Source organism: Acidaminococcus hominis, from assembly GCF_900291475.1.
In the GTDB taxonomy this organism is placed as follows: Bacteria; Bacillota; Negativicutes; order Acidaminococcales; family Acidaminococcaceae; genus Acidaminococcus; species Acidaminococcus hominis.
Genome location: NZ_OLMM01000004.1, coordinates 355,788 through 372,103, shown reverse-complemented (window position 1 = coordinate 372,103; position 16,316 = coordinate 355,788). Strand labels below are relative to the sequence as shown.

At 55.7% G+C, this 16,316-nt stretch carries 15 protein-coding genes and 1 riboswitch; of the genes, 12 read left to right on the top strand and 3 right to left on the bottom strand.

Features of this window, described 5'->3' with window-relative positions:
• Positions 1-417 (bottom strand): hypothetical protein, encoded by a 417-nt coding sequence (locus C7E10_RS05190; RefSeq protein ID WP_105326281.1) that lies wholly within the window; start codon positions 415-417, stop codon positions 1-3.
• Between the two features lie 159 nt (positions 418-576).
• On the opposite strand from C7E10_RS05190, the gene C7E10_RS05185 reads away from it, so the two are divergent.
• The 3 genes from C7E10_RS05185 (at position 577) to C7E10_RS05175 (ending at position 3,211) form a co-directional block, all read left to right on the top strand.
• On the top strand, positions 577-1,347 hold the full coding sequence (locus tag C7E10_RS05185) for an HAD family hydrolase (protein WP_105326280.1): 771 nt from the start codon (positions 577-579) through the stop codon (positions 1,345-1,347).
• Between the two features lie 81 nt (positions 1,348-1,428).
• Positions 1,429-2,334 (top strand): phosphatase domain-containing putative toxin, encoded by a 906-nt coding sequence (locus C7E10_RS05180; RefSeq protein WP_105326279.1) that lies wholly within the window; start codon positions 1,429-1,431, stop codon positions 2,332-2,334.
• A 136-nt stretch (positions 2,335-2,470) separates the two neighbouring features.
• On the top strand, positions 2,471-3,211 hold the full coding sequence (locus tag C7E10_RS05175) for a L,D-transpeptidase (RefSeq protein WP_105326523.1): 741 nt from the start codon (positions 2,471-2,473) through the stop codon (positions 3,209-3,211).
• A 49-nt stretch (positions 3,212-3,260) separates the two neighbouring features.
• On the opposite strand, the gene C7E10_RS05170 is transcribed toward C7E10_RS05175, so the two are convergent.
• Positions 3,261-3,515 carry a hypothetical protein gene (locus tag C7E10_RS05170; protein ID WP_105326278.1) on the bottom strand — a complete coding sequence of 85 codons (255 nt, stop codon included), beginning with the start codon at positions 3,513-3,515 and terminating at the stop codon, positions 3,261-3,263.
• A 447-nt stretch (positions 3,516-3,962) separates the two neighbouring features.
• On the opposite strand from C7E10_RS05170, the gene perR reads away from it, so the two are divergent.
• From perR to C7E10_RS05125, 9 genes are all read left to right on the top strand, one after another.
• Positions 3,963-4,388 carry a transcriptional regulator PerR gene (gene perR / locus C7E10_RS05165; protein ID WP_105326277.1) on the top strand — a complete coding sequence of 142 codons (426 nt, stop codon included), beginning with the start codon at positions 3,963-3,965 and terminating at the stop codon, positions 4,386-4,388.
• A gap of 144 nt (positions 4,389-4,532) precedes the next feature.
• Entirely contained in the window at positions 4,533-5,318 is a 786-nt protein-coding gene (locus tag C7E10_RS05160; RefSeq protein ID WP_105326276.1) for an MBL fold metallo-hydrolase, read from the top strand.
• Positions 5,319-5,330: 12 nt separating this feature from the next.
• On the top strand, positions 5,331-6,461 hold the full coding sequence (locus C7E10_RS05155; protein WP_105326275.1) for a S1C family serine protease: 1,131 nt from the start codon (positions 5,331-5,333) through the stop codon (positions 6,459-6,461).
• Complete coding sequence (gene rlmH / locus C7E10_RS05150; RefSeq protein WP_105326274.1) at positions 6,461-6,943, top strand: 23S rRNA (pseudouridine(1915)-N(3))-methyltransferase RlmH; 483 nt, start codon at positions 6,461-6,463, stop codon at positions 6,941-6,943. Before C7E10_RS05155 ends, rlmH begins: the two co-directional genes overlap by 1 nt.
• A 77-nt stretch (positions 6,944-7,020) precedes the next feature.
• Positions 7,021-8,142 carry a DUF362 domain-containing protein gene (locus tag C7E10_RS05145; RefSeq protein ID WP_105326273.1) on the top strand — a complete coding sequence of 374 codons (1,122 nt, stop codon included), beginning with the start codon at positions 7,021-7,023 and terminating at the stop codon, positions 8,140-8,142.
• A 116-nt stretch (positions 8,143-8,258) separates the two neighbouring features.
• Complete coding sequence (gene citC / locus C7E10_RS05140) at positions 8,259-9,305, top strand: [citrate (pro-3S)-lyase] ligase (RefSeq protein WP_105326272.1); 1,047 nt, start codon at positions 8,259-8,261, stop codon at positions 9,303-9,305.
• Between the two features lie 91 nt (positions 9,306-9,396).
• A riboswitch (SAM riboswitch) is annotated at positions 9,397-9,504 on the top strand.
• 51 nt (positions 9,505-9,555) lie between these two features.
• A complete protein-coding gene (metK, locus tag C7E10_RS05135) occupies positions 9,556-10,734 on the top strand; it encodes a methionine adenosyltransferase (protein WP_105326271.1) in 1,179 nt (392 codons plus the stop codon).
• A gap of 1 nt (position 10,735) precedes the next feature.
• A complete protein-coding gene (gene priA, locus C7E10_RS05130; protein WP_105326270.1) occupies positions 10,736-13,132 on the top strand; it encodes a primosomal protein N' in 2,397 nt (798 codons plus the stop codon).
• 175 nt (positions 13,133-13,307) lie between these two features.
• On the top strand, positions 13,308-14,264 hold the full coding sequence (locus C7E10_RS05125; protein ID WP_105326522.1) for an alpha/beta hydrolase: 957 nt from the start codon (positions 13,308-13,310) through the stop codon (positions 14,262-14,264).
• Positions 14,265-14,318: 54 nt separating this feature from the next.
• On the opposite strand, the gene C7E10_RS05120 is transcribed toward C7E10_RS05125, so the two are convergent.
• The gene (locus C7E10_RS05120) at positions 14,319-15,923 is read right to left on the bottom strand and encodes a hypothetical protein (RefSeq protein WP_105326269.1); all 1,605 of its coding nucleotides are present in this window, start codon (positions 15,921-15,923) and stop codon (positions 14,319-14,321) included.
• Between the last annotated feature and the right edge of the window lie 393 nt (positions 15,924-16,316).

The window sequence follows — 16,316 nt, the reverse complement described above, 5'->3', positions numbered from 1 at the left end:
TTAACGGACGCCTTTTCCTGGCTGAATCATGGTAGGAGTCTGGGCCTTTACCTTGGGCTCCAGGGGCAAGCCGCCAGTTTGGCCTTGAGGCGGATTCTGCGGGCGGACATTTGGCTGGGGCTGGGTTCCTGCGTTACCGGGTTGGGAAGGAACTGGCAGGGACGGGGTCCGGGGCTGCTGGGCTGCCCGTTTGGCTTCTTCCAGGCGCTGCTGCTGTTCTGCCTGCTGCAGGCGCAGGGAACGTTCCAGTTCGGCTTTTTCGGCTTCTCTCTTTTGGTAGATGGAATGGGCAAAAAAGAGGCATAAGCACAGCACAGCCAAGAGGACAAAGGCCAGCAGGCCGTGGACGGAACGGCCCTTGGCATCAGGGTCCTTTGCGGTAAGGCGGGTATGCCAGCTGCGCAGAAATTTCAGCATATGAATCACTCCTTCTCTATTGTTAGGCCGGCGCAGAGCGTCAGCCCGAACCTGTGGGGTCAATGGCTCTATTTTACACTTGTTCTCCAAAAAGCACAAATCCCCGTGGTATAATAAGGAAAAATCAGCCGGCTCGCCGGCTAAGGAAAAGGATGACTTATGCATAAAAAATATTTTTTCTTTGATATTGACCAGACCCTGGGCCTGGGGATTTCCCAGCAGGTACCTCCGGATACCCAGTATTGCCTGGATGCCCTCCAGGCCGCCGGGCACTTTGTAGCCCTGGCCACAGGCCGAATCCAGTGTGATGCGGCAGCCTTTGCCCAGAAACACGGAATTTCTTCTATGGTGGCGGACGGGGGCAGCAGCCTTACGGTGGACGGAAAAATCCTGTCCATGGAAGGGCTCCCCTTGGAACCTGCCCGGGCCCTGCTCCGGGACCTGACCAGACGGCAGCAGCCCTGGGCGGTGGTGGTGGATAACACCCTGGACCGGTATACGCCCTACCAGGATTACCCCCGGGAAGACCCTAGAAACTACATGACCACCCACGTAGGTCCGGTGGACATTGAAGCCCTGGACCCGATTTTCAAGATTACCTATGCCCGGGAAGCGGAAGGTACAGAACCTGCCTTTCAGCAGGGCCTGCCCCACCTGCCCTATATTGACCATACGTATCTGGTGGAGCCGGTGGACAAGGGTAGGGGCATTGAAAAGCTCATGCACCTGCTTCACGCCGATCCTTCTGACGCCGTGGTGTTTGGGGACGGGCTCAATGACCTGACCATGTTCCGGAAACCCTTTTTCGCCATTGCCATGGGCAACGCCCGGCCGGTCCTGAAAGAACGGGCGGATTATGTGACCCAGGACAATGATAAGGGCGGAATCCTCAATGCCTGCCGGAAATTTGGCTGGCTGCCGGAAAAATAGCAGTGCCGGAGTCTGTGTGCCATTTGTACGGCAAGCTGCAGAGCTCCGCTAAAGGACTATATTAGGAAAGAAGATGATGGGATGCAGTGGAAGAAACGTGCTGCCCTGTGGCTGGTGGTCAGCCAATTGTTTATGGGAGGTGCCTGGGCGGCGGCCCCGGCTTTGCAGGTCAAGGTGGAACGGGAGCCGGGCTTTGTGTGGCGGCTGGATGCCCCCAATACCCTGAAACTGCCCCGGAACTACCGGGTGGACCAGCCCCTGCGGGCCAGCGGCAGCGGCCAGCCCTCGGCCCTGAACCTGGCGGCCGTGGTAAACGACCTGAAAGCCCGGGGAGTGGAGCCCGGACAGGTGGTGGATGTGGACCTGCGCCAGGAATCCCACGGCTATTTTAATGGGGCTGCGGTCAGCTGGTACGGGAAGAACAACTGGGGCAACGTGGGTCTTGCCCCCGCAGCGGTTACGGCAGCGGAGAACCGACAGCTTTCCCAGCTAAGCGGCAGGGAAGAAACCTATTATTCCCTGAGCAAGAAAAAGCTCCCCAAGGATCCGGTTTCCGTACAGGTGCTGCTGGCACCTACTGAGGAGCAGCTGGCCGCCGTCTTTGGGGTGGGCTATAAGCGGTTCCCCTGCACGGACCATCTCTGGCCCGAGGCCCAGCAGGTGGATGCCTTCCTGCAGTGGGCGGATACCCTGCCTCCCGAGGCCTGGCTCCATTTCCACTGTCAGGCCGGGGTGGGCCGGACTACGGCCTTTCTGGCCATCTGGGACATTTGGCGGAATGCACCCCAGGACAGCCTGGAAACCATTACGGACCGGCAGGCCAAGCTGGGGGGCTTGGATCTGCTCAACCTAAAGGCCACTGGCTGGATGGAAAGCGCTAATGCCCGGAAAATCTACCGGGTACGCCAGTTCTACCAATATACCGTGGAGAAAAAGGCGGGGAAAACCAATCTAAGCTGGAGCGAATACCTGAAGCAAAATCCCTGAAGGGGAGGACTGCTCGCCCTACCGCAGTCCAAAAAGTGAAAAAAACGCAAAATCTACCCTGGGCCCTGGACCATCGCTTGCTAGAAAAATAGCAGAATGGTATGATAAAAGACATTAGGAAAGAAGGATGGACCATATGACTACGAATTCTCGCCCAGGGGGGCATTCCCATAAAGGCTTGGCGGCAGGGGTACTGGCAGTCCTTTGCCTGGTGCTGGTACTGGCCGGCTGCTTTGCTTTTGGCTACAAGGGAGGACTGGGACCCAGTCCTTCCATAAAGGCACCGGCCCAAACGGCTGCTTCAGCCCAAACGGCTGCCCAGGAAAAGACGCCTGCCCAGCCCGCAGCCAGCAGCTCCGGAACCGGGGAAATCGGCACCCAGCAGGGAGGCCCGGGCCTGGGAGAAGGTTCCCAAGGAACCAATCTGCTGACGGCTCCCTTGCAAAAAGGAACTAAATATCGGGTGCTGATTGATAAAAGTGACCATAAATTCTATCTTATGGACGGCCAAATGGTGGTCCGGGCCTGGGGCTGCGCCGTAGGCAAGGGCGGCCTGGGCCAGAAACAGGTCAGCGGGGACAACATGACCCCAACGGGCACTTTTCTGGTGGACGAAATTGATGATGCTTCCAGCTGGACCCATGACTTTGGAGATGGCAACGGTTCCATTGCCGGAGCTTACGGGCCCTGGTTTATCAGCCTGGATACCAGAAACCTCAGCGGGGGCAATTGGGACGGCATCGGCATCCACGGCACCCATGATCCAGCTTCCATCGGCACCAATGCCTCGGAGGGCTGCGTCCGGCTGCAGAACGACCAGCTGGAAGAGCTGCGCCAGGTAGCCTATGTGGGTATGCCGGTAACCATTCAAGATTGAATACAGGAAATAAAAAATTCGGATGTGCTGAGCACACCCGAATTTTTTGTTATTGGCCGACCCAGCAGGTACCGCCCTGGCAGTTCCCATTTGGGGGAGCACTCTGGGGCAGCCTTTCCCTGGCGCTGCCATAGCCCTTGCCGCGCCCCTGGCCGCAGCCATAGCCGTAACCAGGACCGCCGCCCTGGCAATACCACCCGTAGCCGGGACCGTATTCCGGCACGGGGCTGGAGGCCAGCACGGCACCGCCCAGGCTCCAAAGGCCCAGAAGTACCAGGGTGAAGAGCAGCATAGATTTTTTCATGGCATTTCCTCCTTGCAAACAGGCCAAAAGGTCTCTATGTATTATAGCACGACTACTGCGCGGGAAGGAGAAAACCAAAAGTGTAAAAATTCCTAAAAAAAATTGTTAGTTTTTATGGAAAAATCCAAATAATAATGGTAAAATATTTATGTATTTTTGCAGCCCTTGGCTCTCTGCCGCAGCAGGATGCTTTCCTGAGAAATGGATGCATTTGCACTGCCTGTCAGAAGGCTTTATTTTTTTCAGGGTGAAACTAAGTGTTAACTAAAAAATAACATTAAACAATCCAAAAAGCTACAAATTTAACAATCTAAACTTTATCATTTTTTTTAAATAACAAGTTAGGAAAGTAAATTGACAAAGAACAAAAAATAATATATATTAATTACAGTTATTAAATAAGATATCAGCCGCATTCACTTGTGGGTAGGAAGGGAGGTGGCGAGAATGTTAAGCTCCAATGAGTTGGCAAAAGTGCTCCGGGACAATGGCTGCAAGGTAACGCCTCAGCGTTTGGCCGTTTATGAGATGCTGGCTCATACAAAAGAACACCCCACCGCAGAAATGATTTATGACAAGGTGAAAGACAAATACACTACGATGAGTTTTGCAACCGTGTATAAGTCTGTGGAGATTTTCAGCAAACTGGGTATAGTCCAGGTACTGAATACGGGGGAAGAAAGTTACCGGTATGATGCCAATGTAATGGAACATCCGCATATCAGATGCACCAAATGCGGAAAAGTCTTTGATGTGCCCCATATCGAGGCCAAACAGATTGAAGACATGGTTTCCAAGCAAACCGGTTTTGACGTAAACGGACACCAATTTTATTTCTATGGCGTTTGCCCTAAATGCCAGCGGAAAGCATAATCCTAGCTGTAAAAACACCGAGCTGTAAGAGTTCGGTGTTTTTTTACATTTTGCCCTTTGGATTTGTTATAATATACAGTAACGTTATGAGGGCTGTTTCCTAGAAAAAACGGTAATTTTGTATTGGTAAAGGTGTTAGAAACGATGCAGACAGACTTTGAAGTTGATATTTTGGCCAGCGGCAGCCGGGGCAATTCCACCCTGATCCGGGTGGGGGACACGGCGGTGCTTATTGATGCAGGGATTTCCTGCCGGCGGATTGTCCAGGGCCTGAAGAAATGCGGCCTGGAGCCGGAAGACCTGAGCGGGATTTTCCTGACCCATGAGCACAAGGACCACGTGGCCGGACTGGATGTGTTTGGCCGGCATTACGGAACCGTACCCATTTTCGCCAATGAAAAGACCTGGTCCCAGCTGCCGGTGCGCCGGCTGCTTACCCGGGAACAGGTGCGGGCGGTACCCCGGTCCTGCACCCTGGGCCGGCTCCGGATCGAACCCTTTAAGATTTCCCATGATGCGGCGGATCCGGTGGGGTACCAGCTGTTCTACGGGGACGAAAAGTGTACCTACCTGACGGACTGCGGCACCATTACCCCAACGGTGAGAAATGCTGTGGAAGGCGCAGAAGTCCTCATCCTGGAAGCCAACCATGATGAAACCATGCTGCGCAACGGACCCTATCCGCCCCAGCTCCAACGGCGCATTGCCGGCCAATACGGCCATTTGTCCAATGTGACCGCGGGCCAATTTCTTACGGAACTGCCGGTGCTGCCCAAGGAAGTATTCCTGGCCCATCTCAGTGAAAAAAACAATACCCCCCATATCGCCTATGAAACGGTGGAAAACCAGCTGAAGCAAATGCCCCAGCCCCACCAGATTCAACTGTTCGTGGCTTCCCAGCAGGAGCTGGTAAGCAATGTCCGGTCCTAAAGGAGTGATCGTATGAAACGCAAACTTTCCCAAAAAACCTTGAGCACCTTACTGGCTCTTTCTCTCAGCATGAGCTTCTTTACTGCCGGCTGCGGGCTGGCCAGCAAGGCCACCAATGATAAGACGGCTGCCAAGCCGGCTACCACCCAGGAAGAGAAAATGAAGGAAGCCGATTCCAAGCTCAGTGCCAATCGGAATACTCCCATCGTCCAGGCTGCCAAGAAAGTGGGTCCTACGGTTGTGGGTATTACCAACAAGGCCCTGGTGCGGGATTATTTCAACCGGACCCAGCTGGTGGAAAAGGGCAGCGGTTCCGGGGTCATCTACAGCAAGGATGGCCTGATTGTGACCAATAACCACGTAGTGGCAGGGGCCCAGGAAATTGTGGTCAGCCTGTCCAACGGCAAAACCTACACCGGCAAGGTGCTGGGCACCGATCCCACCACGGACCTGGCAGTGGTGAAAATCCAGGCCGACGAGGATCTGCCGGTAGCGGAATTTGGTGATTCCGATACCCTGATGGTGGGCGAACCGGCCATTGCCATCGGTAACCCCCTGGGCATGGAATTCCGGGGTACGGTAACCGCCGGCGTCATCAGCGCCCTGAACCGGACCATTGATTTGGGTGAGCAGCGCTTCCGCCTGATCCAGACCGACGCAGCCATTAACCCCGGCAATTCCGGCGGGGCCCTGGCCAACGCAGACGGTCAGGTCATCGGCATCAACAGCGCCAAGATTGTGGTCAGCGGCGTAGAAGGCATTGGCTTTGCCATTCCTATCAACGAAGCCAAACCCATTATCAAGCAGTTGGCCGAACAGGGCCGGGTGGTGCGCCCGTATTTGGGGGTCAGCCTCATTGACAAGACCTTGGCAGAACGGTTTGGGTTCAATATCGACCTGAGAGGAGGGCTGTTTGTAGCCAAATTGTTTCAAAATGGTCCAGCCTATCAGGGAGGCATTCGCCCGAATGATATCATTACCAAATTCAATGGGACTAAGGTTGATTCGGTGGCTGCTCTTCGGGACGCTTTGAACAAGTGCCAGGTAGGGCAGACGGTTCCTGTCACCATCTTGCGGGGCGATACGGAAGTGGATAAGAACGTAACCTTAACAGAAATGCCCCAGCAGGACAGCAATAACTGATGCTGAAGATTACCATTGCCTGTGTGGGCAAATTAAAAGAAGACTATCTGCGCAGCGCAGAGGCGGAATTTGTGAAACGGCTGGGGGCCTATTGCCAGCTGGAAATCAAATGCATTCCGGAAGAAAAAATGCCAGAAAACGCCTCTCCGGCTGCCGAGCAGCAGGTACTGCAAAAAGAGACGGAGCGCGTCCTGAAGCTGATTGACGACCACAGCTATGTGGTGCTGTTGGATCTGAAGGGAAAGGAAATTTCCTCTCCCCAGCTGGCGGAGAAGCTGGACCGCTGGATGGTGGAGGGGGTCAGCCATCTGACCTTTGTCATTGGAGGCCCCTTTGGCTATACGGATGACCTGCGCCGGCGGGCGGATTTCCGCTGGAGCTTTTCACCCCTGACCTTCACCCACCAGATGATCCGGGTTCTTCTGCTGGAGCAGATCTACCGGGCCTTCAAGATTCTGCGCAACGAAAAGTACCACCATTAAGCGGTTTTACTCTATTTTATCAGGTACAGGGCACCTGTCCCGTTTGAGGACAAAGCACCGAGGGGAGTTATTCATTCATGGAAAAAGCAAAAGTGTATTTTACGGATTTTCGCTGCCCAGTGGGTACCAGCATGCTGACCAAACTCCAGCGGCTGTGCAAAGTGGCCAAAATGAACAGCATTGACTTCGAAGGCAAATATACGGCTGTGAAGATGCATTTTGGCGAATTGGGCAACCTGGCCACCATCCGGCCCCAGTATGTCAAGGCGGTTACGGACCTAATCAAGGAATGGGGCGGCAAACCCTTCCTGACAGACTGCAACACCCTGTATCCGGGCAGCCGGAAAAACGCCCTGGACCATCTGGAATGTGCCGCCTTAAACGGCTACAATCCTACCACCACGGGCTGCCAGGTCATCATCGGGGACGGCCTGCGGGGCACCGATGAAGTGGAAGTTCCCGTACCCAATGGGGAATACATCAAAAAGGCCAAAATTGGCCGGGCCATTATGGATGCGGACATTGTGGTCAGCCTGGCCCACTTCAAGGGTCATGAATCTACCGGCTTTGGCGGCGCCATCAAGAATATCGGCATGGGCTGCGGCAGCCGGGCCGGGAAAATGGAACAGCATTCCTCCGGTACTCCCAAGGTGGACCCGGAGCTGTGCCGGGGCTGCCGGCACTGTGCCAGCGAATGCGGTTCTGACGCCATTGAGTACATTGACAACAAAGCGTTTATTCACGAAGACCTGTGCGTAGGCTGCGGCCGCTGCATTGGGGCTTGCAGCTTTGACGCCATCCAAACGGTACAGTGGGATGCCAACGAGCTGCTGGATCGGAAAATGGCTGAGTACACCCTGGCTGTGCTCCACGGCCGGCCCAGCTTCTTCATCAACTTTGTTATGGACATTTCCCCCAACTGCGACTGCCACGGGGAAAATGACGCACCCATTCTGCCCAACATCGGCATTTTTGCTTCCACCGATCCCATTGCCGTGGATCAGGCCTGCGCCGATGCCTGCCAGAAGATGCCGCCCCTGCCCAACAGCCAGCTGTCCGACCACCTGGCCGAAAAGGGCTGGGAGGAGCACCACGACCATTTCCTGGACAGCAACCCCCTGGTGGACTGGGAAACCACGCTGGAACATGGCGTGAAGATAGGCCTGGGCACCCGGGAATACGAACTGGTCCGGATGTAACTGTTTCCTTTTACGGTACATAAGAAAAGTTGAGTGTCAGATTGGAGAGGGTGCCCTTTAGGGGGCCCTCTCCTTTGTGTTATAATGGAACCATTCTAGAACGTACGGAGGAGCTTATGTCTGATTATGTAATTTCTCCGGTGTACCCTTCTGACACCCGCACCAATGCCCAAGTGAATGCACTGCTGGAGCAGGAAGGAATCCGCCGGGATGCCAATTTGGATTATACCTGTGTCATGTTTGACCAGGATTACCACGCCGTAGCCACCGGCAGCTGCTTTGGAAATACCCTGCGCTGCATGGCGGTGGATCACCACCATCAGGGGGAAGGCCTGATGAACGAAATCGTTTCCCATCTGGTCCAGCGCCAGTTTGAACAGGGCCATACCCACCTGTTCCTGTACACCAAATGTTCGTCCGCCAAGTTCTTCGGGGACCTGGGCTTTTACGAAATTGCCCGGGTAGAAGACCAGGTGGTATTTATGGAAAATAAGCACGATGGCTTTGCCCACTACCTGGACCAGCTGGCCCAAAGCAAGGTGGAAGCACCCCGGGTGGCAGCCGTGGTGATGAACGCCAACCCCTTTACCCTGGGACACCAGTACCTGGTGGAAAAGGCCGCCCAGGAAAATGACCTGGTGCACTTGTTCATGGTCAGCGAGGACGCCAGCTTCTTTCCCTATACGGTGCGCAAGCGCCTGATTATGGAAGGCACGGCCCATTTGAAGAATATCCGCTACCACGACAGCGGTCCCTACATCATCAGCCAGAACACCTTCCCCAGCTACTTCCAAAAGGATGAGGAAGCGGTAATCCTGAGCCACGCCAACCTGGACCTGGCCATTTTCACGAAAATTGCTGCCCGCATGGGCATTACCGCCCGCTACGTAGGGGAGGAACCCACCAGCCTGGTGACCGGGCTCTACAACCAGGTCATGGCCAAACGGCTGCCGGAAGCGGGGATTGGCTGCGTCATTGTGCCCCGGAAAACCCAAAACGGCATTGTGGTCAGTGCTTCTACCGTGCGCCGGGATATCCAGCAGGGCAACTGGGACGAAGTGAAGGCCCTGGTGCCGGAGACTACCTGGAACTACCTGCGCAGTGAGGAAGGCCAGCCGGTGGTGGACAAAATCCGGGCCGGCAAGAATGTGGTCCATTACTAAAAGGCAGCCCCGGCCTTTCTCCGGGAAGGCTGGGTTGACTATTGCTTTTTTTGATACAGTTGTATATAATGTTTTATTGCAAACTACATATTGCTCATCAAGAGTGGCGGAGGGAATGGCCCAATGAACCCACAGCAACCATGGCGTAAGCCAACGGTGCTAAATCCTACAATGCGGTTTTTCGATTGTGAGATGAGAGCCTATATACTCTCTCTCAATGGGGAGTATTTTTTTTACTCAAGGAGGAACTATGAAAAAGTTTTTTACATCTGAATCTGTAACGGAAGGCCATCCTGATAAGATTGCCGACCAGATTTCCGACGCAGTCCTGGATGCCATCATCGCCCAGGACCCCAATGCCCGGGTTGCTTGTGAAACCCTGGTAGCCACTGGCCAAATCCATGTGGTAGGGGAAATTTCCACCAGCTGCTATGTGGATATTGCCAAAATTGCCCGGCAGACCGTAATGGACATCGGCTATGACCGTGCCAAATACGGCTTTGACGGAGCTACCTGCGGGGTGCTGCTGTCCATCGACGAACAGTCCCCGGATATTGCCATGGGCGTGGATGAATCCGACGAAGCCAAGGGCGGCAACCAGGACGACGATGAAAAAATCGGCGCCGGCGATCAGGGCATGATGTTCGGCTATGCCACGGACGAAACTCCGGAATATATGCCCCTGCCCATTTCCCTGGCCCATAAGCTGGCTTACCGGCTGGCCCAGGTCCGGAAACAGGGAATCCTGGATTATCTGCGGCCGGATGGCAAGACCCAGGTTACCGTGGAATATGATGACGACAAGCCGGTCCGGGTGGATACCATCGTAGTTTCTGCCCAGCACAGCGAAAAGGTTTCCATGGAACAGCTGCGCAAGGACATTTTGGAATACGTTATCAAACCGGTGGTTCCGGCAGAATTGCTGGACGAAAAGACCATTTACCACATCAACCCCACCGGCCGTTTTGTGATCGGCGGTCCCCAGGGGGACTCCGGCCTGACGGGACGGAAAATCATCGTGGATACCTACGGCGGCATGGCTCGTCATGGGGGCGGCGCCTTCTCCGGCAAGGATCCCACAAAGGTGGACCGGAGTGCTGCCTACGCAGCCCGCTACGTGGCCAAGAACGTGGTGGCTGCCGGTTTGGCCAAGAAATGTGAAATCCAGCTGGCCTATGCCATCGGCGTAGCCCGCCCGGTTTCCATCGCGGTCAACACCTTTGGCACCAATGCCATTCCGGAAGAAGAAATCGTGGAACTGATCAGAAAGAACTTCTCCCTGACCCCGGCCGGCATCATCAAGAGCCTGGATTTGAGAAGACCCATCTACCGCCAGACCGCAGCCTATGGCCACTTTGGCCGGACGGATGTGGACCTGCCTTGGGAACATCTGGACAAGGTAGATGTTTTGAAAAAGGCTCTGCATTAAAATGAAGTATGCAAAGGTTGCCATTAATTTGCCGGTAAAGAATATGTTCCGGCAGTTCACCTACCGGGTGCCGGAAAGCATGGACTTTCTGGACGAAGGCTGGCGGGTAGTGGTGCCTTTTGGCTCACAAATGCTGGAAGGCTTTATTGTGGAGGAGGACCGGGAGCCGGACCTTTCCCTGGACCTGAAGGCCATTGCCGATGTGTTGGGCACGGCGCCCTGGTTTGATCAGGAGATGCTGGCCACGGCCCATTGGCTGTCCCAGTACTATCTCTGTACCTTGGCGGAAGCCCTGCGCCTGTTTATTCCAGGCAAGAGCAGTGTGGCCGTCACCGGCCGTTACCAGCCGGAACCGGATTTTGCCGGAGAATTGACCAAACCGGAGCAGGAGTTCTACGATTATCTGCTGCTTCGGGGCGGCCGGTCCCGGAAGGAAATCTGCCGCCTGGACGGAGGGGAAAATGCCCTGAAGGGACTGATCACCAAAGGGGCAGTGAGCCTGTCCTTCGCAACCAAATACAAGCTGCGGGAAAAGACCGAACGTACCCTGCAAAGCACTGCCGCAGGGCGCCAGGCCCTAAAGGACGGCCTGATCCGGGGTAAAAGCCGGCAGGCCGCCCTTTCCCTATTACCGGAAAAGACCGTGCTGACCAGCCACGAACTGCAAGCCAAGGGCATCTCCAACGATGTAATCCACGCTCTGGTGCTTTTGGGCTATCTGGAGGAAGGGCAGCGCCGGGTGCTGCGGGACAGCTACGAGCATCTGGAGGCACCCCGGGAAAATTTGCAGCTGACTCCGGAGCAGCAGGCTGCGGTGGAAGCGGTGGACCGGGCCAGAACGGAAAAGGAGCCCCAGACCTTTCTTCTGGAAGGCATCACCGGCAGCGGCAAGACGGAAGTCTACCTGCGGCTGACCGACCGGGCCGTCCGGGCCGGGCAGCAGGTGATGGTACTGGTGCCGGAAATTGCCCTGACCGGGCAGATCGTGCGGCGTTTTAAGGCCTGGTTCTCGGACCATGTGGCCGTGGCCCACAGCAAGCTGTCCGCCAATGAGCGGGCGGACGTGTGGGAGAGAATGCGCTCCGGCCAGGCACGGGTGCTGATTGGGGTCCGCTCAGCGGTGTTCTGCCCCTTTGAAAATTTGGGCCTGATTATCATCGACGAGGAACACGAAGGTACCTACAAACAGGAAACCCGGCCCAGCTATCATGCTCGGCTGGTGGCCCAGTACCGGGCACATTACCGGAAGGTGCCGGTGCTTTTGGGCTCGGCCACCCCGGACCTGGAATCCTATTATTACGCCCGGAAGGGGAAATATACCCGGCTGCGGTTGACCCAGCGGGCCAAAAGCGGCAGCCGCCTGCCCCAGGTATCCATTGTGGACATGCGGGCGGAGCTGCAGCAGGGGAACCGGTCCGTACTTTCGGGAGAACTCCGGGAAAAACTGGAGCAGACCGTCCAGCATGGGGAGCAGGCCATTGTGCTGCTAAACCGCCGGGGCTTCTCCACCTTTGTGCTGTGCCGGGATTGCGGGGAGGCCATTACCTGTCCCCACTGCGCCGTTTCCCTGGTGTACCACGCCAAGGACCAGCTGCTGAAATGCCATTACTGCGGCTATACCATGCCCGTGCCCCACACCTGCCCCAACTGCGGCAGCAAGCGGATCAAGTTCTTTGGCACCGGCACGGAAAAGGCCGAAATGGAAATCCAGGAGCTGTGTCCGGGGGTGCATCCCATTCGCATGGACCAGGATTCCACCTCAGCCAAATTTGCCCACGAGCGGATTCTCAGGGCCTTTGGCAAGCAGGAGTACAACGTGCTTTTGGGCACCCAGATGGTGGCCAAGGGCCACGACATTCCCAATGTGACCCTGGTGGGCATCCTTAGCGCTGATGCAGCCCTGAACCTGCCGGACTTTCGCAGCGGGGAGCGTTGTTTTGCCCTGCTGACCCAGGCTGCGGGCCGGGCCGGCCGGGGGGACAAACCTGGCCAGGTGGTGTTTCAGGCCTACGATGCGGAAAATCCCATTCTCCAGCTGGCAGCCAAGCAGGACTATGAAGGCTTTGCCAAGCATGAACTGGACCAGCGGCAGGAGCTGAATTATCCGCCCTTTACCAAGATGCTGAAGATTACCGTCCAGCACAAGGAAATGGAAACGGCCTTTTCCACTGCCCAGCGGGTGGTGAACAATCTGGAGGCCTGGCAGTTGGAAACCCAGGCGGAAGTAGAAATCCTGGGCCCCTTCCCTGCCATTGTGCCTATGGTAAAAGGAATTTATCGAATCAACATCCTGCTAAAAAGTCATAAAATGGATCCCGTAAAGGAATGGCTGCGCCAATCGGAATTTTGGGCCCAGCCCAGCCTGTCTTTTGACGTGGATCCCATCAGCGTGATATAGTAAAAGTATTACTTCATTCTATTTTATGGAAGGAGCATCTCCCATGAAAAAAATTCGTACGGCTTTAGCCCTGGGCGCCTGCCTGACGGCGCTGTCTGCCGCTGCCTATGCGGCACCGGCTTCCCCGGTGACTGCGGCCCCCGGTAAAACCGCTGTCCAAAGTCAGGAGGGAACCATGACAACTGTCAAAGAATATATTGCCCAGGGGAAAATCACCCCGGCTGCCGACAAAAGCGGCAGCGGCCGGATTGATTTGCAGCTGAGCAAACCGGAAATGACCTATACTTCCGGGGTAGTTTACGCCCAGGTGCCCAGCCGGGGCTACGAGAACGTACCCCTTACTATGGACATCATTCGTCCCAAGAACCCCAAAACGCCTCTGCCGGCAGTTATTTTTGTCACCGGGGGCGGTTTTATCAACGCCAACAAGGATAATATGCTCAGCCGCCGGGTGGAACTGGCCGAAAACGGCTACGTGGTGGCCAGCATCAACTACCGGGTGGCTCCTACGGCCCAAATGCCCCAACCCCTGGAAGATGTGAAGGCGGCGGTCCGCTTCCTTCGAGCCCACGCTGCCCAGTATAATGTGGACAGCAAACATATCGGTCTGTGGGGCGGCAGTGCCGGCGGCTATTTGGTGGCCATTGCCGGTACCACCAACGGCACCAAGCAATTCGACAAGGGGGAATACCTGAACCAGTCCAGTGATGTCCAGGCCGTTTTTGACGAATATGGCCTGTCCGACCTGACCAAGATTGGGGCAGACTATTCGGAAGCCGTACAGAAGCTCCACGCTTCGGACGGGGCTACGGAAAACCTGTGGCTTAACGGTTCTTCCGTTTTTACCGGCCATGCAGGGAATGTGTCTTCCGACCTGAAAAAGGCAGAAGCCGCCAACCCCATTACCTACATTTCCTCCAAGACCCCGCCGTTCCTGTTGATGCACGGGGATAAGGATGTGGTGGTATCGCCCAGCCAGACGGAAATCCTCCATAAGGCCCTGGTAGAGAAGGGCATCGATTCCACCCGGTACGTGGTTACCGGCGCCGCCCACGGGGGCGTGTACTGGTACCAGCCGGAAGTAATGGAAGTGGTGCTGGAATTCTTTAACCGGACGCTGAAAGGATTGTAATTGCACAAAAAAAGGGAACTGCCTGGGCAGTTCCCTTTTTCTATACGGAGTTTTCTAGGTAGTACAGCCGCTTTCCAGGGCTTTCCGGATTCCATCCAGGTTCAGTTCCTTTCCCTGGAGCAGGCTATCAATCCGCAGCCGGGTCAGTGGCGTGTTGCTGAGATTCTGGACCTTGGACAGGGCCTGGCGCATTTTCTCCGACAGGGGTTTTTGGCCGTCCGACCAGGATTCCAATACGTCCAGGGCATCGGACCGGTTGGCACTGCTGCCGCTGGTCAGGCTCCGTTCCAGCAGGTCTTCCCCCTGTCCTGGGAAGTATTCCAGGGGATGGAGCATATCTGCCAGCTGGCCCTTTCCTTTTAGGTAGTCGTCCAGATGGAGCCGGGCAAAGGCCAGCACGTCTTTCACATCCTGGTCATTGGCCTGCCACAGCAGGGGCCGGTACAGGGTGGTCAGGCTGGGCTGCTCTTTGAGCAGCCGCCAAAGTTCCGGCTGGATATCAATGTCCAGGATGGCGGCCATTTCGATGACCGGCAGGTTGGCTTCGCCTTCCGGGGTGAGAAGGGCTGCCAAAATCTTGGGCCGCCAGTCCACGGAGCTTAACAGGGCGTTAAGGGAATCCAAAAGGATTTGGCACTGGATGGCCGACAGGGCAAAGTAGAACTTTTTCTGGAGCATGTACTGGATGGCTGCCGCCATAGCTACCAGGGAGGAGGCTACGGCAATATCCAGGTAATGGTCCGCCGCCTGGGAAAAATACTTGGGCAGCAGGGTAAACAGGTCCACCTTGTTTTCCTGGGGCAGCAGGTCTTCCTGGATGCATTCCAGCAGGTACTGGAAGTAATCTGCCAGGAGCCGGGTAATCCCCAAAAACAGGGGGTGGGACAGGCTCTTTTGGTCCAGGAACTTTTCCAGGTCCAGATGTTCCAGCACCCATAAGGGCAGACTGGGGTCGTGGACGGTGAGCTTCAGCCCCTTCATCAGCAGCCATTCCTGGGAGGCCCGGGTGGTGAAGTGGAAATGCTTGATGGCACAGACCCGGCCCCAGCCCGTGGTGTGAAGCAGCAGGACCCGCAGGTCGTCCTGGTCCAGGCTGTCACTGTCCTCCAGGGCCTGGAGGACAAATTTGGTGAACTCCTCGCAGCGGGCCAAAAGCAGCAGATCCTGTTTCAGGGCTTCTGCTTCCGGTTTGCCCCGTTTGTTCTTTAAAAAGGCTCCGGCAGCAATCACCGCGAATTTTACCGCTTCCCGGTCCGTGGCTTGGTACAGCCAGGTTTTGGTCAGCTTCCACAGGCTGGGGGAGTAGCGCAGGTGGGTGACCCGCCGGCTGAGCTTATCGAAATACAAGATGCAGGGGGCGTGGGTAACCCGCTGGTACAGGCTGAGGGCTGCTTCCGGGCTGGGTTTCTTCTTGTAGCGCTGGAGAGCCTGGTAGATGTCCAGGTACAGTGCTTCCCCGGACTCCCCGGCTTCCGCCTCGTCGTCCAGCAGGTACAGGTCTTTCATGCCCGGCAGGGGAAACATCCCGGCGGACAGGGAATCCGGCGCCGTATCCGGTAGGTTTTTCAGGGTAAAGAAGCCCTGGGGAGTCAAATGTTCTTTTATGAAATTGAATAGGCTGGGGCCCTGGAGCCAGGGCAGTCCGTTTTGCATTTCCATGGTGCCCTCCTTTTCTGTCTGACGGCGGGCGGCCAGTCAGACCTTGATGGGGCCCTGCCTCATCCTTGGGCAGGCGGCCTTAGCCCGAGCCTGCAGCTGCAGAACCTCGGGCGGGGAGAGCTGTGACGCAGCAGCCTAGCTTGCAGCTGCTTTTCACAGTACGGGTGCTGAATATTTTCCTTGTTATTTTATATATTCTATGCGCACCCTTGAAAACCCTTCTTTTTAAGGGATTTTTGGAAAAATCATCTCTAAAACTTTACGTATAGGGCAATTTTTCGGAAATTTCCCAGATTCCTGGAGAAACCGGGCTGTGGGCTGGTGATTTTTTGCCATTCAATGGTATAATATAGGTTAACGGTAAAATGGTAATAAAAGATATAGGAGCGATGC

Coding starts and splice junctions, on each gene's coding strand:
- C7E10_RS05190 (WP_105326281.1), bottom strand. CDS start 417: ATGCTGAAATTTCTGCGCAGCTGGCATACCCGCCTTACCGCAAAGGAC.
- C7E10_RS05185 (WP_105326280.1), top strand. CDS start 577: ATGCATAAAAAATATTTTTTCTTTGATATTGACCAGACCCTGGGCCTG.
- C7E10_RS05180 (WP_105326279.1), top strand. CDS start 1,429: ATGCAGTGGAAGAAACGTGCTGCCCTGTGGCTGGTGGTCAGCCAATTG.
- C7E10_RS05175 (WP_105326523.1), top strand. CDS start 2,471: ATGACTACGAATTCTCGCCCAGGGGGGCATTCCCATAAAGGCTTGGCG.
- C7E10_RS05170 (WP_105326278.1), bottom strand. CDS start 3,515: ATGAAAAAATCTATGCTGCTCTTCACCCTGGTACTTCTGGGCCTTTGG.
- perR (WP_105326277.1), top strand. CDS start 3,963: ATGTTAAGCTCCAATGAGTTGGCAAAAGTGCTCCGGGACAATGGCTGC.
- C7E10_RS05160 (WP_105326276.1), top strand. CDS start 4,533: ATGCAGACAGACTTTGAAGTTGATATTTTGGCCAGCGGCAGCCGGGGC.
- C7E10_RS05155 (WP_105326275.1), top strand. CDS start 5,331: ATGAAACGCAAACTTTCCCAAAAAACCTTGAGCACCTTACTGGCTCTT.
- rlmH (WP_105326274.1), top strand. CDS start 6,461: ATGCTGAAGATTACCATTGCCTGTGTGGGCAAATTAAAAGAAGACTAT.
- C7E10_RS05145 (WP_105326273.1), top strand. CDS start 7,021: ATGGAAAAAGCAAAAGTGTATTTTACGGATTTTCGCTGCCCAGTGGGT.
- citC (WP_105326272.1), top strand. CDS start 8,259: ATGTCTGATTATGTAATTTCTCCGGTGTACCCTTCTGACACCCGCACC.
- metK (WP_105326271.1), top strand. CDS start 9,556: ATGAAAAAGTTTTTTACATCTGAATCTGTAACGGAAGGCCATCCTGAT.
- priA (WP_105326270.1), top strand. CDS start 10,736: ATGAAGTATGCAAAGGTTGCCATTAATTTGCCGGTAAAGAATATGTTC.
- C7E10_RS05125 (WP_105326522.1), top strand. CDS start 13,308: ATGACAACTGTCAAAGAATATATTGCCCAGGGGAAAATCACCCCGGCT.
- C7E10_RS05120 (WP_105326269.1), bottom strand. CDS start 15,923: ATGGAAATGCAAAACGGACTGCCCTGGCTCCAGGGCCCCAGCCTATTC.